The sequence below is a fragment of the Zoogloea sp. genome, from assembly GCF_023150065.1.
Classification (GTDB): domain Bacteria; phylum Pseudomonadota; class Gammaproteobacteria; order Burkholderiales; family Rhodocyclaceae; genus Zoogloea.
In genome coordinates, this window is record NZ_JAKLLN010000005.1 from 19,343 (window position 1) to 44,687 (window position 25,345).

Annotated in this window: 27 protein-coding genes; 13 read left to right on the plus strand and 14 right to left on the minus strand. The window is 62.8% G+C overall.

Translation table 11 applies throughout. The annotated features are described in order from the left end of the window. Positions 1-239: 239 nt before the first annotated feature. The 6 genes from L6Q67_RS07870 (at position 240) to L6Q67_RS07895 (ending at position 8,448) form a co-directional block, all read left to right on the plus strand. Positions 240-728 carry a 2,4'-dihydroxyacetophenone dioxygenase family protein gene (locus L6Q67_RS07870; RefSeq protein WP_296567792.1) on the plus strand — a complete coding sequence of 163 codons (489 nt, stop codon included), beginning with the start codon at positions 240-242 and terminating at the stop codon, positions 726-728. A 41-nt stretch (positions 729-769) separates the two neighbouring features. Then, positions 770-2,635, plus strand: a complete 1,866-nt coding sequence (locus tag L6Q67_RS07875) for a DUF1302 domain-containing protein (RefSeq protein ID WP_296567794.1) — start codon at positions 770-772, stop codon at positions 2,633-2,635. A gap of 10 nt (positions 2,636-2,645) precedes the next feature. Then, a complete protein-coding gene (locus L6Q67_RS07880) occupies positions 2,646-4,004 on the plus strand; it encodes a DUF1329 domain-containing protein (RefSeq protein ID WP_296567796.1) in 1,359 nt (452 codons plus the stop codon). Between the two features lie 70 nt (positions 4,005-4,074). Beyond that, positions 4,075-5,235 (plus strand): hypothetical protein, encoded by a 1,161-nt coding sequence (locus tag L6Q67_RS07885; protein WP_296567798.1) that lies wholly within the window; start codon positions 4,075-4,077, stop codon positions 5,233-5,235. Further along, positions 5,228-7,627, plus strand: coding sequence for an MMPL family transporter (locus L6Q67_RS07890; protein WP_296567800.1), 2,400 nt, complete (start codon positions 5,228-5,230; stop codon positions 7,625-7,627). Before L6Q67_RS07885 ends, L6Q67_RS07890 begins: the two co-directional genes overlap by 8 nt. A 14-nt stretch (positions 7,628-7,641) precedes the next feature. Then, positions 7,642-8,448, plus strand: a complete 807-nt coding sequence (locus L6Q67_RS07895) for an SDR family NAD(P)-dependent oxidoreductase (protein WP_296567802.1) — start codon at positions 7,642-7,644, stop codon at positions 8,446-8,448. A 58-nt stretch (positions 8,449-8,506) separates the two neighbouring features. On the opposite strand, the gene L6Q67_RS07900 is transcribed toward L6Q67_RS07895, so the two are convergent. Both L6Q67_RS07900 and L6Q67_RS07905 read right to left on the minus strand, forming a co-directional pair. After that, the gene (locus L6Q67_RS07900) at positions 8,507-9,184 is read right to left on the minus strand and encodes a hypothetical protein (protein ID WP_296567804.1); all 678 of its coding nucleotides are present in this window, start codon (positions 9,182-9,184) and stop codon (positions 8,507-8,509) included. Between the two features lie 50 nt (positions 9,185-9,234). Further along, positions 9,235-10,227, minus strand: coding sequence for a DUF535 family protein (locus tag L6Q67_RS07905; protein WP_296567806.1), 993 nt, complete (start codon positions 10,225-10,227; stop codon positions 9,235-9,237). A 502-nt stretch (positions 10,228-10,729) separates the two neighbouring features. Between L6Q67_RS07905 and L6Q67_RS07910 the strand changes: the two genes are divergently transcribed. The 7 genes from L6Q67_RS07910 to L6Q67_RS07940 all read left to right on the plus strand — a co-directional run bounded on the left by L6Q67_RS07910 (position 10,730) and on the right by L6Q67_RS07940 (position 16,239). After that, positions 10,730-11,173 (plus strand): hypothetical protein, encoded by a 444-nt coding sequence (locus tag L6Q67_RS07910; RefSeq protein ID WP_296567807.1) that lies wholly within the window; start codon positions 10,730-10,732, stop codon positions 11,171-11,173. A gap of 65 nt (positions 11,174-11,238) precedes the next feature. After that, positions 11,239-11,757: a hypothetical protein gene (locus L6Q67_RS07915; protein ID WP_296567809.1), complete on the plus strand. Its 519-nt coding sequence runs from the start codon at positions 11,239-11,241 to the stop codon at positions 11,755-11,757. Between the two features lie 633 nt (positions 11,758-12,390). Further along, positions 12,391-12,948 carry a hypothetical protein gene (locus L6Q67_RS07920; RefSeq protein ID WP_296567811.1) on the plus strand — a complete coding sequence of 186 codons (558 nt, stop codon included), beginning with the start codon at positions 12,391-12,393 and terminating at the stop codon, positions 12,946-12,948. 129 nt (positions 12,949-13,077) lie between these two features. Continuing rightward, positions 13,078-13,443, plus strand: a complete 366-nt coding sequence (locus tag L6Q67_RS07925) for a hypothetical protein (RefSeq protein ID WP_296567813.1) — start codon at positions 13,078-13,080, stop codon at positions 13,441-13,443. Between the two features lie 832 nt (positions 13,444-14,275). Then, positions 14,276-14,968 carry a hypothetical protein gene (locus tag L6Q67_RS07930; RefSeq protein WP_296567819.1) on the plus strand — a complete coding sequence of 231 codons (693 nt, stop codon included), beginning with the start codon at positions 14,276-14,278 and terminating at the stop codon, positions 14,966-14,968. Between the two features lie 77 nt (positions 14,969-15,045). After that, entirely contained in the window at positions 15,046-15,669 is a 624-nt protein-coding gene (locus L6Q67_RS07935) for a hypothetical protein (protein WP_296567821.1), read from the plus strand. Between the two features lie 246 nt (positions 15,670-15,915). Next, complete coding sequence (locus tag L6Q67_RS07940) at positions 15,916-16,239, plus strand: low molecular weight protein tyrosine phosphatase family protein (RefSeq protein ID WP_296567823.1); 324 nt, start codon at positions 15,916-15,918, stop codon at positions 16,237-16,239. 632 nt (positions 16,240-16,871) lie between these two features. Here the strand turns inward: L6Q67_RS07940 and L6Q67_RS07945 are convergent. The 12 genes from L6Q67_RS07945 to L6Q67_RS08000 form a co-directional block, all read right to left on the minus strand. After that, the gene (locus L6Q67_RS07945; RefSeq protein WP_296567825.1) at positions 16,872-17,228 is read right to left on the minus strand and encodes a hypothetical protein; all 357 of its coding nucleotides are present in this window, start codon (positions 17,226-17,228) and stop codon (positions 16,872-16,874) included. Further along, positions 17,225-17,788, minus strand: a complete 564-nt coding sequence (locus L6Q67_RS07950; protein WP_296567827.1) for a hypothetical protein — start codon at positions 17,786-17,788, stop codon at positions 17,225-17,227. Before L6Q67_RS07950 ends, L6Q67_RS07945 begins: the two co-directional genes overlap by 4 nt. Then, entirely contained in the window at positions 17,785-18,108 is a 324-nt protein-coding gene (locus L6Q67_RS07955) for a (2Fe-2S) ferredoxin domain-containing protein (RefSeq protein ID WP_296567829.1), read from the minus strand. The genes L6Q67_RS07950 and L6Q67_RS07955 overlap by 4 nt, the downstream gene beginning before the upstream one ends. A gap of 34 nt (positions 18,109-18,142) precedes the next feature. Continuing rightward, complete coding sequence (locus L6Q67_RS07960) at positions 18,143-18,601, minus strand: ferritin family protein (RefSeq protein WP_296567831.1); 459 nt, start codon at positions 18,599-18,601, stop codon at positions 18,143-18,145. Positions 18,602-18,616: 15 nt separating this feature from the next. Then, positions 18,617-18,913: a ferredoxin family protein gene (locus L6Q67_RS07965; RefSeq protein WP_296567833.1), complete on the minus strand. Its 297-nt coding sequence runs from the start codon at positions 18,911-18,913 to the stop codon at positions 18,617-18,619. Beyond that, positions 18,910-20,214, minus strand: a complete 1,305-nt coding sequence (locus L6Q67_RS07970; RefSeq protein WP_296567835.1) for an FAD-dependent oxidoreductase — start codon at positions 20,212-20,214, stop codon at positions 18,910-18,912. Before L6Q67_RS07970 ends, L6Q67_RS07965 begins: the two co-directional genes overlap by 4 nt. A 20-nt stretch (positions 20,215-20,234) precedes the next feature. Continuing rightward, the gene (locus L6Q67_RS07975) at positions 20,235-21,332 is read right to left on the minus strand and encodes an electron transfer flavoprotein subunit alpha/FixB family protein (protein WP_296567838.1); all 1,098 of its coding nucleotides are present in this window, start codon (positions 21,330-21,332) and stop codon (positions 20,235-20,237) included. 31 nt (positions 21,333-21,363) lie between these two features. Then, entirely contained in the window at positions 21,364-22,212 is an 849-nt protein-coding gene (locus L6Q67_RS07980; RefSeq protein WP_296567841.1) for an electron transfer flavoprotein subunit beta/FixA family protein, read from the minus strand. 17 nt (positions 22,213-22,229) lie between these two features. Then, positions 22,230-22,562, minus strand: coding sequence for a nitrogenase stabilizing/protective protein NifW (gene nifW / locus L6Q67_RS07985; protein WP_296567843.1), 333 nt, complete (start codon positions 22,560-22,562; stop codon positions 22,230-22,232). A gap of 4 nt (positions 22,563-22,566) precedes the next feature. Beyond that, positions 22,567-23,385, minus strand: a complete 819-nt coding sequence (gene cysE / locus L6Q67_RS07990; protein WP_367171632.1) for a serine O-acetyltransferase — start codon at positions 23,383-23,385, stop codon at positions 22,567-22,569. Beyond that, positions 23,382-24,521, minus strand: coding sequence for a homocitrate synthase (gene nifV / locus L6Q67_RS07995; RefSeq protein WP_296567845.1), 1,140 nt, complete (start codon positions 24,519-24,521; stop codon positions 23,382-23,384). The genes cysE and nifV overlap by 4 nt, the downstream gene beginning before the upstream one ends. A 298-nt stretch (positions 24,522-24,819) precedes the next feature. Next, positions 24,820-25,293: an OsmC family protein gene (locus L6Q67_RS08000; RefSeq protein WP_296567847.1), complete on the minus strand. Its 474-nt coding sequence runs from the start codon at positions 25,291-25,293 to the stop codon at positions 24,820-24,822. Positions 25,294-25,345 lie beyond the last annotated feature (52 nt).

Here is a 25,345-nt window from a genome sequence, read left to right on the forward strand (position 1 = left end):
ATATGCGCCGATCTCGATATTAGGCGCCGTCACCAGGCCGTGCCCCTATTCGAGGCAAATCGCCGCGACTAATACAAAGCCGCGATATATCGACAGTCAGGAGCTGCCATTTGCGAAAAATCGGCAGCTTTTGCGATATCGGGCAGATTCCCGACGGCCTGTGTTTGTGCGCTGCGCTCGCAGTTAGATTTCGCCTCGCCGGCTTATTGACCGGAATACAAATAAACAGGAGACACACTATGACCAGCACCGCCATCGGCCATTCCCCAGCCGCCGACATTGACCTCACCCACCGCCACGGCAAGGATTTCGTGAACCTCTCCGCAGTGCCGTGGACGCCCTGGGTCATGGACGGTACCTATTTCAAGCTCTTGGCCGTCAACGAATTGTCGGGTGGCTTCTCGATGCTGCTCAAAGTCGATCCTGGCGTTCAGGCGCCGGTGCATGCACATATCGGTTCGGCCGAGGCCTATCTGGTCGAAGGAGGCTTCTATTACGAAGAGGACGATCCTGGCTACGAGGGCTACTACACCTACGAACGCGGTGGTTCCGTGCACCAGCCCGTGTCGCCCCAGGGATGCGTGATGTTCGCGGTCACGCACGGGCCGCTGGCTGGCTGCAACCCGGACGGTTCAATCGGCGCCGTGGTCGATTGCCGTCTGATGCTGAAGCTGGCCGAGGCCAATGGCGTCGCCAGCCACGTCGTGCAGATCGTCTCCGGCCGCTGAGCCCCAGCTTGCCCCTCCCTCCATCTCCCCAAGGAGTGCAGATGAACGGCAAACCTTTCAGACCCGGCCTTCGCCGGGCCGCCATTGCTGCAGCCCTTGCCGCTTTCGGCAGTGGCGCCAGCGCAGGCGAATTCACGCTCGGTGACGGCGTCACGGGCTCCTGGACCCTCAACGCAGCCCTCGGCACCAGTGTCCGCATGCAGGGGCGCGATGCCGCGTTGACGTCCTTCGGCAATGCCAACCATAACGGCGGCCGGCCGGGTACCGGTGGCGGTAGCACCGACGATGGCGACCTCAACTTCAAGCGTGGCGATGTCACTTCCACGACCCTCAAGGTGGTGGGTGACATGGAGCTGCGTTATCAGAACTACGGTGCCCTGGTTCGCGCCAAGGCCTGGCACGACTTCACCCTGGCCAGCAAGAAGGTTCAGCACGGCAGTTTCGACAACGGCTATGCGCCCGATCAGCGTCTCGACGACAGTCATTTCGACCGTGCCGCGAGGTTCAGTGGTGCCGATCTGCTCGACGCCTTTGTCTATGGCAACTGGGCACTGGGCAATGACAGCAAGCTCAATCTGCGCCTGGGCAACCAGGTGGTGAACTGGGGGGAGAGTATCTTCATCCAGGGCGTCAACGTGGTGAGTCCCATCGATGTGCCGGCAGCCCGGCGCGCCGGCGCCCAGGTGCGCGAGATCCTGCTGCCCGTACCCTTGCTCTACGGCAACCTGGGTCTGGCCGGTGGTGTGAGCGTCGAGGCCTTCTACCAGCTCCAGTGGAAGAAGACCGTGATCGACGGTTGCGGCACCTTCTTTTCGCCGGCCGACGTCATCAACTGTGGCGGCTCCCAGTTCGGCCCCGATGTCTTCTCCGACCGGGAGCAGTACCACGGTGTGGCCGCGCTGGGGGGGCTGAACCTGCGCTCGCTGCGCCAGGCCGACGCCAAGCCGTCGAACGCAGGGCAGTTCGGTCTCGCCCTGCACTGGCTGGAGCCGAGCAGCGAGACCGATGTGGGCCTCTACTACATCAACTATCACACCCGCACGCCCTATCTGAGCCTTTCCAGCAAGCCTTCAGAGGCGAGTTCGTTTTATGGGTCGGTGGCACCCCTGTCCTATCTGCTTGACTACTCGGCCGAGAACATCCAGACCTACGGCCTCAGTCTGTCGAACACCCTGGGGGGCGTGTCGGTGATGGCCGAGCTGTCCTACACGCGTGACCTGCCGGTGCAGGTCAATGGCGGGGATCTGGTGCAGTTCGGCGTGTCCGGCGGTACCCAGGGGCCCCTGGCCGGCAAGCGCGTCTATGACCCGGCGGGGGCCACCATCCAGGGCTACGACCGCATGGACAAGGTCCAACTGCAGTTTGGCGCCATCAATGTCTTCAGCCAGGTGCTCGGCGCCCAGTCCCTGCTGGCGGTCGGCGAGGTGGGCATGAGCTGGTTGCCCAACCTGCCTGATGCGGCGACGGATGTGCGCTATGGCCGTGCCTTCACCTTCGGTACCGCCTGGCATCAGGCCTACACCAGCCCGGCACTGTCCACCCGCGATGGCTGCAATGCGGCCAACAGTGCCGGCATGGTGACGCCCGCCAACTGCGCACAGAGCGGTTTCGTCAGCGCGTTCTCGTGGGGCTATCGCCTGCTCGGGGAGCTCGAGTATCCCAATGCCGTTGTGGGCTGGACCGCAAAGCCCCGGCTGTACTGGGCTCATGACGTAAAGGGCAATGCTGCCGACGGCGCCTTCATCGAGCACAGGCGCACCCTGGGTAGCGGCATCTCCCTGTCGCGCCTCGAAAACGGCCGCCGCCTCACCCTGGACCTCGCCTACACCCGCTTCATCGATGCTGCCCGCTGGGACACCAACCGCGACAAGGACTTTCTTGCCGCCAGCGTCAGCGTCGCCTTCTAAGGACAAAGACATGATCCGCGTTCGTTCTTCCGCATGGCACCTCGCTGCCTTCCTGCTGCCCCTTGCCGTGGGCAGCGCCCAGGCCGCGCTCAGTGCCGCCGACCTTGCCCGTCTGGGCAAGGACCTCACCCCCGTCGGTGCCGAGCGTGCCGGCAATGCGGCCGGCACCATACCGGCGTGGACCGGTGGCCTTGCCAAGGCTCCCGCCGGCTTCGACATCACCCAGGGCCACGCCAACCCCTACGCCAGTGAAAAGCCCCTGTACACCATCACCGCGCAGAACTGGGAGCAGTACAAGAAGGTGCTCTCCGACGGGCATATCGCCATGCTCAAGCGCTACCCGGACAGCTACCGTCTCAACGTCTATCCGACCCACCGCAGCGCGGCCCTGCCACCGGCCGAATACGAGCGCATCCGCGATCAGGCCGCCAAGGTGACAGTCTCGGCCAGCGGCACCGGCCTGGATCACTGGGAGCAGAGCCCCGTGCCCTTTCCCATTCCGGCCAACGGCCTCGAGGCCATCTGGAATCACGAGGTGCGCTCCCGGGCCGGCGGCATTCAGCGCCGCCACCTGATCGGGGCGGTGAACCCCAATGGCAGTTTCAACGCCTATGGCGTCGACGAGAGCTGGATCTTCAGCCAGAACATGGACCGCCAGGAGAACAACCGCTTCTGGTACTTCATGGCGCGGATGTACTCGCCGGCCGACGTCAGCGGCGAGGTGGTGATGGTGCACGAGCCCCTCGACTTTGCCCGCGACGGTCGCCTCGCCTGGGTCTACAACGCCGGCCTACGCCGCGTCCGCCGCGCGCCGCAGATCATCTACGACTCGCCGGGTAGCTTCTCGGAAGGGACGCGCACCGAGGACGACTACGACATGTTCAACGGGCCGACCGACCGCTACAACTGGAAGTTGGTGGGCAAGCGGGAAATGCTGATCCCGTACAACAGCTATGCCATCCACTCCAAGAAGCTCAAGGCCCGTGACGTGGTCAAGCCGCACCATCTGGACCCCGCGCTGACCCGCTACGAGCTGCACCGGGTGTGGGTGGTGGAGGCCACGTTGAAGGAAGGCATGCGCCACATTTACGGCAAGCGCGTGTTCTACATCGACGAGGACAGCTGGACCATCGCCGTCAAGGAGCAGTACGACGGCCGTGGCCAGTTGTGGCGGGTGGGGGAGGCGCAGCTGATGCAGTACTACGACGTGCCCTTGCCCTACTACGCCTTCGAGAACATGTATGACCTGCAGGACGGCCGCTACTACGTGGCCGGCCTCAGCAACGAGGAAGGGCCGTGGCGCTTTGGCGCCAAGGCCCGGCGCGCAGACTTCGACCCCGACGCGCTGCGCCGCAGCGGCACCAAGTAAGCAGCGGCTACGACCGCGCACTCCGGACGCGCCGGTTTTGCTGGCGCGTCCTGCCCACAGGGATATCACCATGACACGCTTTCCCCTCGCCACGCTGGGCGTGGCGGCGGCTCTCGCCGTCGCAGCCAGCGCGGGGGCCGGTCTCGCCCAGCGGACCGCAGCCCCGCCCATTGACCTGCTGGAGACTCCGGCACCCCAGAGCCCGCGCGCCGCCGGGCAGATGATGAACGGCTTGACCCGCGCTGGTGAGCGCCTTGTTGCCGTTGGGGCCCGCGGCACCATCGTGTATTCCGACGATGACGGACGCAGTTGGCATCAGGCCGCAGTGCCCGTGGCCGTGATGCTCACCGCCCTGCATTTTCCAACGCCCAGGCTGGGCTGGGCGGTGGGCCACGACGGCGTGATCCTGCACACCCAGGATGGCGGCGTCACCTGGCAGCGCCAATTTGACGGTCACCAGGCCAACATCCAGATGCTGGTATGGGCAAAAGCCCAGGTGGAGCGCGCCCGGCAGGCCCTGGCAGCAGCCACCGAGGGCCAGCGTCAGGCGGCCGAGGATGCCCTGGCTGCAGCCGAGGACAGCCTGGCCGGCTTTGAGCAGTCCGTCGGCTTCGGCCCCTCTCAGCCCTTCATGGGGGTGTGGTTCGGCGACCCGCAGAAGGGGTATGCCGTGGGGGCCTTCGGCATGGCCTTTGTCACCCGGGATGGCGGCCGACAGTGGACGCTGCTATCCGACCGCCTGCCCAACCCTGAAGGCCTGCATTTGTATGCCCTCAGCGCGCCAGCCCCCGGGGTGCTGCTGATTGCCGGGGAGCGGGGCCTGCTGCTGCGTTCGTCCGACGGTGGCGAGCGTTGGCAGGCGCAAACCGGCCTGGCAGAGGGCGGGTTGTATGGTCTGGCCAGCCTGGCGGACGGCAGCAGGTTGTTCGCTTTCGGCTTTGATGGCGTGGTGCTGCAGAGCTCCGATCTGGGGCAGCGCTGGCAGGCCATCGACAGCGGCACCCGCAGCGCCCTCTACGGTGCCGCACTGGCCGGCAGCGAGCTGATCCTGGTGGGCAACAATGGCACCCGTCTGCGCCTGACCGGCAATCGTTTCGAGACGCTGCCCAGTCCCGATGGCCGCCCCCTTGGTGGCGCTGCTTTCGGCAAGGACGGCTGGGTGCTGGCCGGCTGGGGTGGGCTCACCCGGGAGCCCACTCGCCCGGGCGCAGGAGGTGAGCATCATGAGTGAGATTGACGCTGTGTCCCGCCCCATGCCACACGGCGGCCTGCTGAAGCGCATCGAGCGCTGGCTGGAGGGGGCGCTGTTCGCTCATCGCACCGCTACCGTCCTCGTCTTCGCGGTGCTGACCGTGGCCCTGGGCTGGTCCGCCCTCGGCCTGCGGCCCGACGCCAGCTTCGAGAAGATGATCCCGGTCCATCATCCGGCCATCGCCAACTACCTGACCCACGAGGACAACCTGCGGGGCCTCTCCAATGTGGTGAGGGTGGTGGTGGAGAACCGCAAGGGCGACATCTTCGACCCGGCCTTCCAGGAGGTGCTGCGCAAGGTCAACGACGAGGTGTTCTACATCCCCGGCGTGGACCGGGCCGGCATGCGCTCCCTGTGGACGCCCAATGTGATGTGGGGCGAGGTGACGGCCGAGGGCTTCGAGGCCGGGCCGGTCATCCCCGATGGCTACGACGGATCACCGCCGGCCATCGAGCAGCTCCGGCGCAACGTCTTCCGCTCCGGTGAGGTGGGCACCCTGGTGGCCAACGATCTGCGCTCGGCCCTGATCCTGGTGCCGCTTATGGAGCGTGACCCGGACAGCGGCGAACGCCTGGACTACGCGCGCTTTGCGTCGGATCTCGAGGAGAAGATCCGCGCCCGCTACGCCAGCGACGGGGTGGACATCCGCATCGTCGGCTTTGCCAAGGTCATTGGCGAGCTGATTGACGGGGCCCTGCCCATCCTCGGCTACTTTGTGCTCACCCTGGTCCTCACTGCCGCCTTGCTGCTGTGGTACTCGCGCTGCCTGCGCAGTACCCTGACCACCCTGCTGTGCTGCCTGATCGCCGTGGTGTGGCAACTCGGCATCGTGCGCCTGCTGGGCTACGGACTGGACCCGTATTCCATCCTGGTGCCCTTCCTCACCTTTGCCATCGGCATCAGCCACGCGGTGCAGAACATCAACACCACCGCCAACGCCATGCTCGACGGGGCCGACAGGGTGGAGGCGGCGCGGCGCTCCTTCCGCACCCTGTTCGTGGCCGGCACCGTGGCCCTGCTGTGCGACGCGGTGGGCTTTGCGACCTTGCTGGTGATCCGTATCGGCGTGATCCAGGAACTGGCCATCTCGGCCAGCATTGGTGTAGCGGTGATCATCTTCAGCAAGATGTTCCTGTTGCCCGTGCTGATGTCCTGGACTGGCGTGTCGCCCGCAGCGATCGCCCATGCCCGGTCTCGCCGGGCGCACCTGTCCTGGCTGTGGCAGTGGGTGGCCGCCTGTGCCCGGCCCCGGCCGGCCATCGCGGTGACCGTGGCCGGTGCGGTGCTACTGGCCGTGGGGGCCTGGGGCGCGCGCAGCCTGCAGATCGGCGATCTGGACCCCGGCGCGCCGGAGCTGCGCACCGACTCCCGCTACAACCGCGATGCCGCCTATCTGGTGGAGCACTACACCACCAGCACCGATGTCTTCGTGGTGATGGCCGAGACCCCGCCCCAGGGGTGCCGCGACTATCAGGTCCTGGCCGGCATGGACCTGCTGGCGGCCGAGTTGGAGCGGGTACCCGGCGTGCAGCGCAGCGTGTCCATGTCCGACTTTGCCTACCGGGTGCTGGCGGCCAACAACGAGGGCAACCCCAAGTGGTATGCCATCAGCCGCAACAAGTACGCCCTCGGCGGCGCCTTCCAGAAGACACCCAAGGAGTACATCGGCAACGGCTGCGCAATGACGCCCCTGGTGGTCTATCTGAACGACCACAAGGCCGCCACCCTCGCTGCCGTGATGACCACCGTGCGCGACTTTGCCGCCCGGCATGACTCCGACAAGGTGCGCTTTACCCTGGTGGGTGGGAATGCCGGTATCGAGGCGGCCACCAACGAGGTCATCCGCGATGCCGACCACACCATGTTGCTACTGGTGTATGCCATCGTCGCCGTGCTGCTGCTGATCGAGTTCCGCTCGGTGCGGGTGACAGCCTGCATCGTCCTCCCCCTCTACATCACTTCGGTGCTGTGCGAGGCCATCATGGCCTGGATGGGCTTGGGGGTGAAGGTGGCGACCCTGCCGGTGATCGCCCTCGGGGTGGGCATCGGGGTGGATTACGGCATCTACATCTACAACCGTCTCCAGTCCTATCTGGATCACGGCCATCCGCTGGCCGAGGCCTACCTGCTCACCGTGGCCACCACCGGGCGCGCAGTGGCCTTCACCGGCCTGACCCTGGCGGTGGGCGTGCTCACCTGGATCGGCTCGGCCATCAAGTTCCAGGCCGACATGGGCCTGCTGCTGACCTTCATGTTCCTGTGGAACATGGTGGGGGCCCTAGTACTGCTGCCGGCCCTGGCGCGTCTGCTGCTGCCCGCACCTCCGCCGGCGGTGCAGGCCCCGCTCTCCAAACCCGTTCCCCAACCTTGAAGGAATTGAAAGCCATGACACTCACCGAACGCAGCATGCTGGACCTCACGGGCCGTGTCGCCCTCGTCACCGGGGGCGCCTCCGGCATTGGCCGGGCCTCGGCCCACGCGCTGGCCGCCCAGGGGGCACGGGTCATCATTGCCGATATCAACGAAGCCGGCGGCGTGGAGACCGCCGAAGCCATCGGCAACGCCGCCGGCTTCGTGCATCTGGATGTCACCGACGAAGCCGCCTGGTGCCGGGCGCTGGATTACGTGATCTCCACCGAGGGAGGGCTCGACATCCTCGCCAACGTGGCCGGTATCGGCACCGGTGGGGACTTCGAGGATCTGGCCCTGAGGGACTGGAACCGCATGATGGCGGTCAATGCCACCGGCCCCTACCTTGGCTGCAAACACGCCATCCGTGCCATGGCCGGCAGCGGTCGGCCGGGGGCTATCATCAATGTAGGCTCCATCGCCGCCGACCGGGCCGCGCCGGATCTGGTGGGCTACTGCGCCAGCAAAGGGGCCCTGCGCATGCTCAGCAAGTCCGTGGCCCTGCACTGTGCCCACAAGGGCTATCCGATCCGCTGCAACGCTGTCCATCCCACCTATGTGGACAGCGAGATGCTGGACCCCATCGCCGATCTCTATGGCAGCCGGGAGGCCATGGTGCAGGACATGTCCAGGCTGGTGCCCCTGGGCCGTCTCGCCAAACCGGCGGACATTGCGGCTGCGGTCGTCTTCCTGGCCTCCGATGGGGCGGCGATGATCACCGGGACCGAGCTGTTCGTGGATGGCGGCCACACGGCTGGCGTCCCGCCGTCGCACTTTGCCTGAACGCCTTGGCCCGGTGCTTCACCCGCGCCGGGCGGTGTTGGTCGCCCTCAAGCACGCGTCATTTTGCCAACTTGACGCACTGCACAGACTCCGCCATCCGCATGACCCAGTCTTTGCCGATGGCGGCTTTGCCATCGTTTTCCACAGATAGCGAAACCGACCCTGCCGCCGGATCCCATCCCACCCCCCATCTGGTGTTCTTGGGGTTTGCCCTATCGACCACCAGCGCGATGGTGGCTCTTTGCCCATTCACCTTTGCGTTATAGGCCTCTTCGCTCCGGTAAGAACGCGCACTTGACCGATCGAAGATGGAAAGCATGACCCTCCTGTCCGGACCGGTTCGAAAGAAGAACGTGTCCTGGGCGTGCCCGCTTTCGCTGACACCTTTCTCCACCACCAGGAGACTGGATCTGCAATCGAAACGCGAGTTCGTCGGCCGCGAATCAAGCGCCTTGCGTAGCCCCTCGGTCACCCGTGTATGCGCGTAAGCTTTTGAAAGGATGAAGTAACCGTCGGGGCTGACTGAGCGGTCTTCCCAGAAGGTGCGTTTGGCCAGCTCCCGCAGTTGATCGTCTTCCACGTCTGCGAAGCAGAAATGGGGTGCGATGGAGAGAAACGCGCACAGAACATGGCGTGCATTCATTTCGCGCTCGCCCCCTTGTTGATCCAATTTGCAGTGTTCAGCATCCGACCGTGCAGGAAAGCTGTGTTGAGAAAGGCCGGAATGGTAATGCATATGTCCTTTCAGGGGGCGTGGTGCGGGCGCGACCGTGGTTTCAACTGGCCTCAGGCCGCCATCACTTCGGGCGCTTCCGTATCGCCGGGCCGGGGCCGCCTGAGCATGTTGGGCAGGCCCGGGTGGCTCGCCGGATGCGCCAGTGCCCGGGCGGCCTGATCGGCAAGGGCGTCCAGCAGGGCATAGCGGCGGCGATACATGGCGCGTTTCTGCATGGGCATCTCTTCCGGGCTGCGGCGGCGCCCCTGAAGGGGGATCCGCCAATGGCCGTCGTCGCCCAGCCGTGCGCCGTGCTCCTGCCAGAAGGCGCGGTAGTCGAAGCTGAACTCATCGATCTTCTTCTTGTACTGGGTGACCTGGTTGCAGCTGTCTATGCCAACGATGCGCGTCACCCCCCATTGGGCGCACAGCAGGCGCAGCACCTCCAGCAGCAGGGCATGGGGGCGCAGGCCATGGCACTGCTTGGTCAGGCTGCGGATCGTCTCCCGGTTACTGCCGTCGGTACGCTTGAGCCCCTGCAGCGAGGCGATGAGCAGGGTATCCGCGGCCGTGAAGCCGAAGCTCAGGTTGAAGAGGGGGCGCGCGTCGGCGTCGTACAGGCACAGGGCCCAATAGCCCTCGATGCGCGTCGGGACGTTGAGGGTCAGATCCACCGCGCAGCCTGGGGCCTGGGCCACGCGCAGGCTGCTCCCGCTGGCCAACTGCCCGCACAGCAGGGGGCCAAAGTGGCCAGCCGCCGCGTCCAGATCGGCGATCATGGCGTGAAAGCGCTGACGCAGGCCGAAGCGCCGATCCAGATAGCGCCGATAGAACACGTAAAAGCTGCGCCTGTCGGCGTCCAGCAGGCGCGCCCAGGCAGGGTGGCGGTCCAGGGCCTGCAGCAGCAGGCGGCGCTCGGGCGTGGTGAACCACGCGAGCAGACGGTACTTGAGGCGATGGAACACCCGCCGCGTACGGGCCGGCCCCAGCACGTCGGGCAGAGGCGGCCAGCTGGCGGCTGGGGTGGTTGGGGCGACGCGGGTGAAGGCATGAAGCGAGGACATGGCGGCACGAACGGAGTGAAGGGTGCTGATGCCGACTGTACCGATGAAGCCTTAACGCGCACTTGCCTGGATCTTGCAATGGACTGACAGGCGGGGGTGGATGGGGTGGGAGGAGGGGGCGCCCTATCGGTGAGTTGCGGGGGGCTGGATTGACGTGGTGCTACTTGTGTTGCGCATCACCGCCAGTGCGCCCCGAACCGCCTCCGCCTTGCCCATCTTTCAAGGGTGCCGCTTGTCATGAAAAGCGATGTGGCGTTTAATCCATCCCACATAAGCCTGCTTGGTTCGCAGATCGTAGTGCTTGACCTGATCCGCTCTCAAACCCGATCCAGCAAGCCGGGCAACGAGGTCGGGCCGCAAGAAGGGTAGACGACATCATGGCGGATTTCTTCGATAATTTTTTTGTATACAAAGATTTAGTGAGTTACGGCAGCTTGGGCGACAGTCGTGTAAGACACCAGAGGCGTCAGATGTCGTCTACTTCACGTTAGGCATCAGCAAAATGCAACGCGTCGTTGATCTGGAGCTCTGGTCGTTACCAAAGACACCTCTGCTTGAAGGCAAGGCCGTGGCTCAAGCATGTCGCTTGGCCACAAATGTGTCGCCTGAGATCGTTCTCGGTTTGAGTTTCGTGCCAGATGAAAAAGACATAACGAACCTCGACTTGATTTTTGCAGAGAATCCCTTGATAGAAATCGCATTCAAGAGCTTCTGCCGTGAGCAAGGCCTTGCAAGCGAGCCAAGCAACACGAATTCGGCGGCACGTTTCATAGCGTCCTCAGAAGGTCAACTTTTGGCTTGGTTGCACTTTCCGGCAGAGCCTGCGGGCAAAAGCATGGCGCTTTCTGTCTGCCGTTGGGCGGCAAACTCTGGTTATGTCATTCGTTCAGGTCAGAGTGAACACGCCCTCTCGGAATCAGAGGTTGAAGCGCTATGGGAAGGCTGATGCCAACATTTCACTCCACGCGACAGCCTTCGGCGGCGCGTGAATTCAGGCGTTAGGCGCCATCAATGATTCCCAATCTCCCGATTGCCACTGACAACATCTATAAGTTCGCATGCTTGTTCGGCCTTGCAATCATCATTGCTTCAATACTCTCCTTCGTTAGCGTCTATTCCTCAACGCTCGATAGAAAGGTGGCACTTAGCGAGGTAGTTATTTCTCTTGAAGCCAAGGAGCAACTAACAAAGGCTGAAGAAAACACTCTCGAACTGAACAAGAAGCTTGTTGAAGTCGCACAGAGAAATGAACGCTTCGCTCAAAGCATCATTGGCGGTGCTTTTGCAGTTGGGTTATTGCTCAGCATTTACGGTGCATATCATTGGCACACCAAGATTCAGGCTCGTGATGACTTGCTCGCAACTTTGCAGATTGAAAGAATTCGAGCCGAGATCGCTAAGCTGCAACTTGATACGAATCGACTCAATAGCTCTGCGGGTGAGCAGACTGAACAGCAAGTAGTCGCTAAGAAAAATAACGTCCGGGTTCAACAGGAAAATGAAACAAAAACTACAGAACATATCGCCTAACACTGCGGTCAAGGCCGCTCCCTTCGGTCGCTGGGCGCTGCGCGATAAACCGCCGCGCAGCGCCCCTTACCAACAACGTTGGGCCTAATACTTAGCGATGGATGCTCAAGACCCTCGTCTCCGTGAAATCTGGCTCCAAAAGGTGGTGCCGGTTGTATATCGCCAAGTCCGCCCAGAGCCAGTACTGCTGCGTATTCCTTATGCGCAGAACAACTTTGAGTGGGTTCGTGGCGAGAAGCGCCACAAGCCTGACTGGAACGCAAAGTTCAAGTGTTGGGAAACGCCCGTTTCTTGGTTCGATGAACTCATCGAGCGAACGCTTCGGAAGTTCGGGAAGGTCTACGTCATTCAGCTCTTTAAAGAACATCAGAAGTGCGCGCCGGCCTGTTGGAATGCAAAAGGCTTTCATTGTGAGTGCTCTTGCATGGGAGCCAACCACGGATCGGGCCATCCCGGTGGTCGGTGGCATGAGGTTTCAGAGACGTTTGCCTTTCAATGGGGGGCGCGCAAGTACTCATGCCGGCTTATCACTGCCGATGCTGCCCGTTAGGCCCAACCCATCATTCCACCGGACCTTGCGCATAGATCCGCGCAAGGCCGGTGAATTCAAATGTTATGCCTCAAGGAGCCTCTGTGGCTAATATCCCAACATACAAGGCGCTTCAGAAGTGCTATGACGCAAAATCCGCTGAAGTAAAAAGTCATTTCGGCCATCTTCCCCAGTTAATCGCTGACGGCCTCCCGTATGAAATTGCAATCGCGTACGTTTTCCTGAAAATTGAACAAGCTCAAAACAGAGCACTATATGGCGGGGTCGTTAAGGTCCATCGCTGTAATGCGGAGTTCGCAAGGCGTTTGATGAATTTTCAACACCTAACCCGAGATGGGTTCAAAGAGCTCTACAAAAATGTATTCGGCCGCGCTCTTCCAAAAGCAACAGCAGATTTAATGGCTGATGCGGAAAGTTCTCGCGACAAAGTTATTCACGGCAAGGATGTAACGGATAGTGAGCTTCGTGGAGCTATTGCTGATGTCCTAGCTTATGCTGAGGCCTTCAATTCGGAAGTTAACGACGTTGCAGGCTTTAAACCGCTAGGCAACATGCGCGGCTTTAAGGGACGCGCCGAACCTCTCGACACACGTACTAGCAAATGGTTAATGCGAGGGCTTGGCTTTGGCGTTAAGGCATAACACTGCAGTCGAGAGGGACAGCCAACAAGCTGCGCTTGTTCGTCCCCTCCGCGCTTCGCGCTCCGGCTGCCCCTCACTTCCACGTTGGGCGCCGCAAATTATGCTTGTCGCAGTATGGGGAGTAAATTAGTGAATATCGTGCGCCATGCAGTTACGTTAAGTGTCGCCACCCTGGCTCTGGCCATGGCCGGTTGCGCCATTACAAAGGAAACCCACATGCCAGATGGGAGCAAGGGTTACAGCATTAGTTGTGACGGCGCGGCGGTAGGAATTAACGTATGTTTTGAAAAAGCAGGTGATCTTTGCGGCGCCTCTGGTTATGACCTCGTTACTCGAGAAGGTCAAATTATTCCTTTCGGGGTTAGCTCCGCAAGTGTATATGGAACGCCATCACAAATTCAGGGCCAGAGTTTTGCAACTTATGGTTCATTCAATAGTAAGAGCATAATGATTAGGTGCCGTAACCGGACATCCGGCAGTGTCCCAGAAAATTAGAACATCATGCCCAACCCATCACTCCACGGGACGCTGCGCGATGAAGCCGAGCATCGCCCGTGAATTCAGATGTTGGGCGTTTATCAAGGAGACACAATGAAAAGGGTTTCATGTTCTGTTGCAACCATATTCATGGTTGCTATTCTCTTGGCCGGATGCGCCTCTGAGAGAGTGATTTCCCCCAACATATCCGGCTCATCACGCACCGGTCTCATAGTCTCTCCCGCAATTCTTGGTGCCGTATACGACGGACGGGCCTCGCAAGAACCGAATGATGCAGCGGCCATCCTTCAAGGCGACCTGAGTCGCATTTATGGTACGTCTATTGAGTGGACGGACTATTTCGCAAAAACGCCTGCCGGTCGAGTCTCCGCACGAATCCGAATTGTTACGCTAGGCTCCTCTTTCGGAAATCGCTTGGTATCTTCAGTAGCCTTCGCAAATGCGGTCGGTTCTGCACAGGCAAGCGCAACAGGCCCTTGGGGCCCTGTTGTTGGTTCTGTATCATCCGAGCAGTCGGTTCTCGCCGGCTCATTTTCAGGCGAGGGTTGGTGGAATGGAGCTGCGTGGGTTGACTTGGAAGTGCAAGACAATCGAGGGAAAAAGCCAGTTGCATTCACAGTGCCTATTGTCGCAGAGCATCGTGAGTCAAATATGTGGGGCTACGCATCGGGAGATAAAGCAGCAAAGGTGGCATGGGATCGCGTCGGAATTCAACTTACTAGGGCTTTGGATGCAATCGCTCGCACAGTCCGCGACCAACAGCCATGAGAAAGCACGCTGCGCGATAAAGCCGCGCAGCGCCGGTTAGCTTCACGTTAGGTGTCATCAAATGGCCGCCCCAGTTTTCGAGCTAATTGACAACTCCACATTTCGGTTTGGAGAGCGAGTCGTCTCCGGCCATTTCAGCGATCTGCCGTTTCACGGAAAGTACCGCTATGTGGTGGAGGGAACGTCGGATGAGCGAGCTCGAATTCCCCAGCAGTTATTTTTTCACGACTTTATAGATATTCGCCCTGCAGATCTTCCGAACGGCATTTCTATTACCCTGCAACGCCCAAGGTCTGAATTTCGGCAGGTCAATTTTGCGGAGATCAAGAAGGTTGATGACCAATCTGTACTTGTCATCATCCTGTGCTTTGACTACGTGGACTGGCATCTTCCTATCAACCTTCAGCTCTTTTCCGAGCGCTACCGTGACTCACTTCTGCGCCAAGTCGACAGCGCGGTTGAGGCTCACATCGACCAAGCCGATTTTGGCCTATTTATCAATTGCTCAATTTCGGTTGCGTCCGACGTCACGTTTCTTGCCGCTTACCGAAAGGCCGATAGCCAGATACTCGCAACCTACCGAAAGTGTCTTGAAGATCTCTACAAGACGCAGCCAGCCAAAAATGAGACAAAGCCGGCCAAAACTGATGATTCTGAGGGGGCGAAGTGGTGGTTCCGTTATGTAATCGTTCCCGTTGTAGGCAGCGGCGCCGTTGCAGCAATCGCTGCGGGATTAATGGCCTTTGTGAAATGATGGTGCCTAACCTTTCGGCGCACACCGGCCTTGCGCGAAAAGCCGCGCAAGGCCGGTAATCTCCACGTTAGCTGTCCATGGAATCATCACTCAAACCAAACCCGAACGGATTTGCAGTTGACCCGTTTGGCTACAGCGCGCTCGCATGGCACAAGTGGGGATTGCTGGCGTGTGCAAATGGCTTCGACATAGACATATCCAAGCCGCCAACTGTCGCTGATCTGAAGAATCCAGTTCTTTGGCTATGTCACGCCGATGCGCTAACTGAAGCAGCTATCTGCTTGGTAAAGAATTCGCCGAATTTTGACAACACATCTCCAGATTTAAGGACGATCTGTCATAGTCAATATCACGCAGTAGCGTTGATGCTAGTCGGCTATAGTCTTGAGGTCTGTTTGAAGGCCATGGTCTTGATCAAACTTGGACTAGATGAATTCATACGGCAAGAAAGGAGCTATTTTCACCACCGGCTAGAAGAACTAGCTGATTTCATTCCGGACCTTAATGAGAAGGAGTTGGCGATCTTGAAATGCCTTTCTCACTTTGTTGTTTGGGCCGGTCGTTATCCGGACCCAGGCTCAAAGCGCATGAGCGATGCAGTGGATGTATTTGAAATATCTGAACAACACAAGATAAATGCCAAAGACCTTTTCTATCTGGCTGCAAAGGTAAGCCAGCATGTCAAGACAGTTGTTGACTAGACAGCTAGTCCATCACTCCACTGGGCCTGCGCGAAAAGCCGCGCAGGCCCGAGAAATGAAACGTTAGACGGAAAGTTCATGTATCCATGGGCGTGCCAACCAAGAAACAGCTCTTTCGTTGTGGACCGCCGACGGCGAGGTTGTCTGCCCGGTTGCTCGGGGTGCAGCTATGCTCATGTGGTCTTTGCTCCTTCACTCTTCGTCAAAGGCTCTCGGGCAAAGCCAGCATAGGGGAGAAAACGAGCTATGAACCTTCTTTTCGTCTGTAGTGAGAACCGGCTGCGGAGCCCGACTGCTGAGGAGGTGTTCTCCAAGTACCCTGGCGTCAGTACCATCGGTGCGGGCACCAATGCAGATGCAGAAACAACCGTCTCCGGGGATCTCATTGAGTGGGCCGATGTGGTCCTGGTGATGGAGAAAAGTCACAGGAACAAGATTTCAAAGAAGTACAAAGAGCAGCTAAAGGGGAAGCGGCTGGTATGCCTGGATATTCCGGACATATACGCACGCATGGACCCAGATCTGGTGAAATTGCTCGAAGCCAGGGTCAAGAGATATGTTCGTTTCTGAATGGGCGAAAGTAAGCAGGCGTCCCAGGTGACACCCACGAAACCGCAGCCTTTTGTCTGCGCTTGCGCTTCAACCTCCGGCGCCAAGACCCCAACCCCACGCAGCATTGCGAACAATGTCAGAAGCCCGGATTCATTGCGATAGTTGCGGGAAGACACTTCCAAACCCTCAGGCTGTTTGTCCAGCTTGCGATGCGCAGCTGGAGCGCGAGTTGAAGACCTCCGCAAGTGGCAAACACCTGTGCCCCGTGTGCTCGCAGGGATTCGACAGACCCATCTTTGAACTCTGGCCGCGCGGAGCAAAGTGGTACACCCCAAGGCAGATGAAGCCGACCTGCCCGCACTGTAAGGCGTTCTTGCTGGATCGGAGAAATCCCCCCCTTCCTGCAAAGCTCATCTGGCTGTTTGCAGGCGTCACCGTAGTGGGCTACCTGGCGGTTCCGTCGCGTTATGAAGAGCCGGTCTTGGGCGTCATGCTGGCAATCTATGCTGTGGGTTCGTGGCGCTTTCGCGGGATCCGTGTCAATGACCGAGAGCGCTATGGCAGGGGTGAGGCCTGACCCTCCAATGAAGCCCCCGTCAAGCAGCCTTGTCCCAATCACCGGCCGTCAGGCCGGTTTTCCTTGATCCGACTCACCCCTGCTGAAACTCAAACAACCCCGGGGCCCCTTCCTTGTACACCCGCAACCACATCAACGTAGCCGGCACCAGGGCCCGGATTGCGAACCACAGGGCTTCGTCGTGGGTTGCCGGATCGGCGTTGAGTTGTTCAGGAAGGGCGCGCCAGGTGTTCCAGTCGAGTTCGGCGAACTGCTGGCGCTGGGCGTCGGGGAGGTCGGCGAGGTTGGTGGCCATGACGCCCACCAGGCGGGCCATTTCGGCGCGGGCCAGGCGGGAGCGGCGGAAGGTGGCTTCGTCCATGTCTTCGGCCAGCACCAGGGCGTCGGTGCCGGCGTTGACGATGTTGGCGAGGAGGGCGGCGATGATCATTGGGTGCCGCCTTTCTTGAGGCGATCCAGGTAGCTGTCGCCCGTGGGGCCGGGGCGTTTGCCGGGCCGGGTGTCGGGGGCGGAGGCGTCCTTGAGGCTGGCGATGACGCTGGCGCCCATGTTGTCGGCGGGGTCGAGCTGGGCGGCTTTTTCGAGCAGGGCCTGGGCTTCGGCCCGGTCGCCGCGGCGCAGCCGGATGAAGGCCAGAGCCTTGAGGGTGAACAGCCAGAAGCGGGCCGGGCCGATGGCGCTGAAGTCGGCGTCGCCGCCCTGGACTTCGCGCCAGTGGCGGCCGATGCGGGCTTGTCCGGCGGCGGCATGCAGGCCGTCGCGGGCGCAGCGTTCGGCGTCTTCGAGGCGCTTGCGGTAGAAGTAGAACTTGTACTGGGCGAAGTACACCGGCAGGCAGTCGGGGGCCGACAGGCGGGCGCTCCACAGCAGGGCTTCGGCCTTGGTGGGGTCGGCGTGGGCGGCGGCGGCTTCGTGGAGCAGCCGGTTGACGCTCTCCGGCGCGTCACCGCCGAAGAGCGCCCGGGAGCTTTCGCCGGTAAAGAGGTTCACCAGACGGCCGCCGGTGCCTGCAGGCGGGTGACCACTTCGTCGCCTTCCAGGTGTTTGTCGAAGATCTCGACCACGTCGTCCTTGGTGACGCCGGCGTACATCACGCCTTCGGGGTAGACCAGCACGTTGGGGCCGCTGTCGCAGGGGCCGAGGCAGCCCGAGTAGGTGACGCCGATGTGCTCGTAGGCGTTGCGCTTCTGCAGCTCGCCCCAGAAGGTCTGCAGAATTTCGTTGCAGCCCTTGGCGGCGCAGGAGCCACGGGGGTGGCCGGGGGGGCGCTGCTGGGCGCAGACGAAGACGTGTTTTTTCGGTTTTGCCATGATGCTTCTCCGTTGGGGTGATCCGGCCTGGGGCTCAAGCGGATGCGACGCGGTCGATGAGCTTTTCGAGTTCGGCCACGTGCTCGGCCTCTTCTTCGGCGAACTCGGTGGCCATGCGCTTGACCTTGATGTTGTTGCTGACCGCGGCGATGCCGGCGTAGAAGGCGTGGCCGCGGCGCTCGGCCAGCAGCGCCAGCTCCAGGGCGCCGAGCACGTCCAGGAAGCCGTCGACGCCTTCCCAGCCGGCGTTCTCGGGGCTGATGCCGTCGGGCCAGCGCAGCTGGTCGGGGCGCAGCTCGGGGACGACCCGGAAGCCGCCCCGTTCCATGGCCTCGGCCAGGTGCTTGCGCGAGAAGCCGGCCATTTTCCGGAAGAACTCCGCCACGTCGGTGTTGCCGGCGGTCTTCATGTCTTCCGTCAGCGACTCGTAGTGGCGGGCGGCCTCCCGCTCCAGCTGGATGGCGTGGGCGAGAAACAGGTGGATGTCATCCATGATGGGGTCCGTTTCTCAGCCGAACTTGAACAGGATGCCGTGCCCGCCGCGGGGGTATTCCCATTCCACGTTGGACAGCTCGGTGCAGATGATCCGGCAGCTGCCGCATTCCAGGCAGCCGTCGGTGATCAGGGTGACCGCGCCGTTGCCTTCCGCCTTGTAGCAGGCGGCGGGGCAGACGTAGGTGCAGGACTGGCTCTTGCATTCGTTGCGGCACAGATCCGGCTGGCGGATCTTGATGTGCGGGCGGCCGTGGTCGACCTTGTAGCGGTTCTGGAAGAGTTTCTCTTCCACATTCACGACGGTGCTCATCTGAAGGCCCTCCACAGCTTGAATGCGTCGCCCGCCAGGCCGGCCAGGCTGCGCGATTTACGGAAGCTGGAGAAGATTTCCTTCTCCTTGGTTTTCTTGTCGATGCCGTCCACCGTCAGCATGGTGCGGGCGGCGCGGTTGACCAGCTCGGGGTAGGTGGTGAAGAACTGGCTGTTGTCGTGGAACACGCTGGGCATGTCCCGGTACTTGTGCAGGTCCTTCATCACGAAGGATTCGTCCAGGGCGGCCTTGTAGCCGGCCAGCTGTTTGGCCTTGAAGCCCTTGCCGGCGGCCTTGGCAGCGATGGCGGTTTCGGCGGCCAGGCGGCCGGTGGTCATGGCCAGGTTGGAGCCTTCCCGATGCACGGCATTCACGAAGCCGCCCGAGTCGCCGACGATCATCCAGCCGTTGCCGAAGGTCTTGGGCACGGCGTGGAAGCCGCCTTCGGGGATGAGGTGGGCGCAGTATTCCTTCATCTCGCCGCCGGCGATCATGGGGGCGATGGAGGGGTGGGCCTTCATTTTCTCCAGCATGGTGTAGGGCGAGGTGCGGTTGGGGTTGCCCTTGAAGTCGGAGAGCATGCAGCCGACGCCCAGGGTGATCGAATCCTTGTTGGTGTAGAGAAAGCCGGTGCCCATCAGGCCGTCGGTGATCTTGCCGAACATCTCGATCACCACGCCCTCTTCGTCCTTGACGTTGAAGCGGGCCTCGATGGTTTCCTGGGGCATGAAGAGGATTTCCTTCACCGCCAGGGCCACGTTGCCGGCCTGGATCTCGCCGTGGAAGCCGGCCTTGCGGGCCAGGGTGGAGTTGACCCCGTCGGCCAGGATCACCACGTCGGCAAACACTTCGCCGCCCTGGCGGTCGCAGCGCACGCCCACCACCTGGTCGCCGTCCATGATCAGGCTGTCCACCGTGGTCTCGCAGATCACCAGGGCGCCGGCCTCCTTCACCTTCGACGAGAACCACTTGTCGAACTGGGCGCGGATGATGGTGTAGCGGTTGTAGGGGGGCTTGTTGTAGTCGTCGGAGCGGAAGTGGGTGCCGACGAAGGATTCGTCATCCAGCACCCACATGCGCTGCTCGATGATGTGGCGCTCGAGGGGGGCATCCTCGCGGAAGTCGGGGATGATCTGCTCCAGGGCGTTGGCGTACAGGATGGCGCCCTGCACGTTCTTCGAGCCGGGGTATTCGCCCCGCTCGATCTGCAGCACCGACAGGCCGGCCTTGGCCGCGGTGTAGGCAGCGGCGTTGCCCGAGGGGCCCGCGCCGACAACGATGACGTCGAATTTCTCGCTCATGATGGGTCTCCGGTGGGCGCTCAGGCGGCCTTGCGGCTGCGCATGGCAATGTGTTCGCGGAAGGTGTCGGTGAGCACCGGCAGCACCTGCATGGCGTTGCCGACGATGCCGTGGTGGGCGAAGTCGAAAATCGGGGCGTTGGCGTCGGTGTTGATCGCCACGATCACGTCGGCGCCCTCCATGCCCACCCGGTGCTGGATGGCCCCCGAGATGCCGGCGGCGATGTAGAGCTTGGGGCGCACCGTCTTGCCGGTCTGGCCCACCTGACGCTCCGCATCCACCCAGCCGGACTGGACCACCGGGCGGGTGGCGCCCACCTCGGCGCCGAGCACCTTGGCCAGGTCCCAGATCAGCTTGAAGTTGTCGGGCGTCTTGAGGCCCTTGCCGCCGGACACGATGATGTCGGCGTAGGCCAGGTTGACCTTGTTGCTGTTCTCGTCGGCGATGAAGTCGAGCAGCTTGGTGACGATGTCGGTTTCGATCATGCCGAGGGTGTCCTCGACGATGCTGCCGCTGCGTGCCGGGTCGGCGTCGGGCATGCGCATCACGCGGGGGCGCACGGTGGCCATCTGCGGCCGGTAGGCCAGGGTCATGATGGTGCACAGCAGGGAGCCGCCGAAGGTCGGGCGGGTGGCGGCCAGGGCCCGGGTGGCCGGGTCGATGCGCAGCTCGGTGCAGTCGGCGGTGAGGCCGGTGGCCAGGGTGGTGGCCACCGAGCCGGCGAGGTCGCGGCCCATGGTGGTGGCACCCAGCAGCACGATCTCGGGCTGGTACTTGTTCACCAGGTCGGTCATGCCCTTGGTGAAGGGCTCGTTGCGGTAGCCCTTGAGCACCGGGTCGCGGACGATGTAGCAGTTCTCGGCGCCGAAGGTGTAGGCCTCCCGGGCGATGGTGTCGAGGGGTTCGTCGGGGCCGCCCATGATCACGCCGGACAGGGACACCCCCAGGGTGTCGGCCAGCTTGCGGCCTTCGCCGAGCAGCTCCCAGGACACCGAGTGGGCCTCGCCCCGGTCGTGTTCGATGAACACCCACACGCCCTTGTAGGCTTTCAGGTGCTCGGGCAGTTCCAGGTTGCGGCCGCCCCGGGCGGCGGGCTTCTTGACTTCGGCGTCGCTCATGGCAGGTTTCCTTTCGCGTCTTGTCGTGGGGTCACACCGAGGCCTTGGCGAGGATGTCGCGCTCAAGGGTCGGGTGCTGGGTGAAGATCTTCTGGATGACGTTGAGGGCCACATCCCTCGGGGTGGCGTCATCGACGGACTGCATCAGGGCCTTCTCGGCGCGGGGCGTCGGGCCAAAGACCTTGCTCACCACCGTGGGCGAGCCCTTCAGGCCGATCTTGGTGACGTCCTCGATGCCGGCGGCCTCCTTGTTCCACTTGCGCACCGGGTAGCGGGCGGCGTGGATCATGTTTTCCAGCGGGGCGAAGCGCATCTCGTTGGTGCCTTCGAGCATGGTGATCAGGCAGGGCACGGCGGTCTTCAGCACCTGCACGCCGCCTTCGGCGCGGCGCTCCACGGTGATGGTGTCGTTCTCCAGGTCCAGGTCGGCGATGCGCGATACGTAGGTGAGCAGCTGCAGGCCCAGGCGCTTGGCGATGCCGGGGCCCACCTGGGCGGTGTCGCCGTCGATGGTCTGCTTGCCGGTGAACACGATGTCCACCTTCTGCTCCTTGCTGATCTGGCGCACCGCGGCGGCCAGGGCGTAGGAGGTGGCCAGGGTGTCGGCACCGGCGAAGGAGCGGTCGGTGACCAGCACGGCGTCGTCGGCACCGAAGGAGATGCACTTCTTCAGCGCGTCCTCGGCCTGGGGCGGGCCCATGCACAGCATGGTGACCTTGCCGCCGAACTTGTCCTTGAGGCGCAGGGCTTCTTCCAGGGCGAACAGGTCGTAGGGGTTGACGATGGCCGGTACACCCTGGCGCATGATGGTGTTGGTCACCGGGTGGACGCGGATCTGCGCCGAATCCGGGACCTGCTTGATACAGACGACGATGTGCATGGCGGCTGTCCTGTGATTTAGCTGGCGGAGGGGAGGGTGGCGCGCAGGCTGTCGAGGCTGACCTGCTGGCGGCCTTCGGTCTCCTGGAACACCTTGAAGACCTTTTCCTGGGCCGGGGTGGAGCGCACGAAGTCGTCGTAGGCGGCGACCAGGTGGCTGCGGTAGCGGCCGAACAGCTCGCTGCCGGTCAGGGCGCTCAGGTCGGCATCCCGGCGCAGGTACTGATAGAAGCGCTTGAGGATGTGCAGCCGGCTCACATGGACCACCTTCTGGTCGAAGGGCACGGCAAAGAAGTGGAGGAATTCCTCTGCGGAGGAGAGCTTGGCGAGTTCGCCGGTCAGTTCGTTCATGGCGTCAGGCTCCTGGTGCGGTGGGGGCGGCGGCCTTCCAGCTACCGTCAAAGGTGGGTTGCGAGCAGGTGTCGTCGCAGGTCCGGCAGGCGCCGTCTGCATGGGTGGGTTCGCCCTTGAGCTGGGCGATTTCCCGTTCCATCTGGGCGATCCGGTCGAGCAGGCAGCCAATCGCCTTGCCGACCGGGTCGGGTATCTGGTGGTGGTCCAGGTCGATGCCGTGGGCGATGCGCCGCCCTTCCTTGGGCAGCACCATGCGGCCGGGGATACCGACCACCGTCATGCCGGGGCGCACTGCGTCGATGACCACCGAGTTGGCCGCCACCCGGGCGTTGTCGCCCACGGTGATGGGGCCGAGGATCTTGGCGCCGGCGCCCACCACCACCCCGTTGCCGAGGGTCGGGTGGCGCTTGCCGGGGTTCCAGGTGGTGCCGCCCAGGGTGACGCCGTGATACAGGGTCACGTCGTCACCGATCACCGCCGTCTCGCCGATCACCACGCCGGCGCCGTGGTCGATGAAGAAGCGGCGGCCGATGACGGCACCCGGATGGATGTCCACATTGGTCACGAAGCGGGCCACGAAGGACAGGGCGCGGGCGGCGTAGCGCCAGTTGCCCCGCCACAGGCGATGGGCCACCCGGTAGAGCATCAGGGCCTGCACGCCGGGGTAGATGGTGAGCAGCTCCAGGGTGTTGCGGGCGGCCGGGTCGCGGGCAAAGACGCAGGCCACGTCTTCGCGCAGGGTGGCGAAGAAGCCCGGCGTGGCGCCCTCGGCGGCGACGCTGTCGGCGAGGATCTTCATGTCGGGTTCCCTGGGGCTCATGATGCGCTGCCCTCGCAACGGCTGACTTCAAGGAGGAAGCGGGCCAGCTCGCCGGCGGAAGGGGAGCGCTTGGTGCAGGTGGCGTGGTCGCGGATGCGTTCGAGCAGGCCGTGGGCCTCCTGGTCGGACACCAGCACGCCGAGCTGGGCGTAGGCGGCAATCACCGCCCGGGAGCCGGAGTGCTTGCCCAGCACGGTGCGGTGGCTGCGCCCCAGCTCGGCGGGGTCGAAGCCCTGGTAGGTGCGCGGGTCCTTCAGCAGGCCATCCACGTGCAGGCCGGCCTCGTGGGTGAACACAGCCTCGCCGACGATGCTCTTGTTGGCGGCCACGCTGCGCCCGGAGGCTTCGGCCACCAGGGCCGAGATGGCCGGCAGGGCGTGGGTGTCGATGCCGCAGTCGATGCCGTGGAGGTGGCGCAGGCCCATCACGATCTCTTCCAGCGGGGCGTTGCCGGCGCGCTCACCCAGGCCATTGACGGTGGTGTTGGCGTGGCTGGCGCCGGCCCGGAAGGCCGCCAGGGTGTTGGCCGTGGCCAGGCCCAGGTCGTCGTGGGCGTGCATCTCGATGTCCATGTCCACCCGGCGGCGCAGGGCGGCGATGGCGTCGTGGGTGGAGAAGGGGTCGAGGATGCCGAGGGTGTCGGCGTAGCGCAGGCGCGTGGCACCGGCCCGCTGGGCGGCCTCGGCCACCCGGGCCAGGAAGGACGGATCGGCGCGGGACGAATCCTCGCAGCCCACCGACACGGCGTAGCCCAGGTCACGCCCTTGGCGCACGTAGCGCCCCACCCGCTCCAGCACCCAGTCGCGGCTGCGCTTGAGCTTGGTGGTGATATGGATGTCGGACACCGGGATGGACAGGTTGAGCGTATCCACCGGGCACTGGCGGGCGGCGGCCAGATCGGTGTCGGTCATGCGGCACCACACCATCAGGCTGGCCGGCAGGCGCATGCGGGCGATCTCGCCGATGGCCTCGATCTCCACGGCTCCCATCGCCGGAATGCCAATCTCCATCTCCTGCACCCCCACATCGGCGAGGGCCTGGGCGATGGCGCACTTTTCCTCGACGGTGAAGGCCACGCCAGCGGTCTGTTCGCCGTCGCGCAGGGTGGTGTCGTTGATGGTGGGCAGCGGGTTCATGGTCGGTGGTGTCCTTTCACCACCAGACCAGCAAAGGCCGTGCCATCTGGGGATGGCGATTTAGTGCGCTGATTTACAAGGGTTTAATTATTGCGGCGTGATGTAGGGCGAGGGGGGCGGGATGTGGCTGTAGGCTTTGTCGGGTTCCGCACAGGGGAGCGGCGGCGGATGCGGGAGGTATGTAGGGGACATGCAGGGGCGGCTCCAGCCGCCCGTGGACGCGGATCAACGGACTGTGCCTGCTTTACGGGTGAAGGCGGCTGAAACCGCCCCTACACATCGCCCGCCACACCTTGATCTAAGGCATGCTCTCCCGCGGCTCGCACCGGACCTCGCTCTTTACCGAATTGGCGATGAAGCACTCCTCGTGCGCCCGGTGATGGAGCTCGTCCAGCTCGGCCCTGGTCGGCTGCCTGTCTCCTGAGAAACGCACTTCGGGGCGCAGGGTGACGACGGTCATCATCAGCTTGCGCTCTGCGTTCCTGGCCATCACCCCCTCGGCCGCGTCGTGGTAGTGATCGACGATGAAACCCTGGTCGGCCGCAATGTTGAGGAACCACAGTATGTGGCAACTCGACAGCGCCGCGACGAAGGCCTCCTCCGGATCGACGGCGTCGATGGCCGAACAGGGCGGGGGGACTACATGGGGCGACGACGAACTGGCGACTTCAATGCCACCATCGAAGCGGAGGATGTGCTTGCGGCTGTAGCGGTTGTCGATGAATTTCTGGCCGTCGCGGGACCAGATCACTTCTGCGGTGTAGAGGGCCATGGGTGGGTCCAGAGTTTTGCCGGGGATCAGAGCTTGGTCATGAGGAAGTATG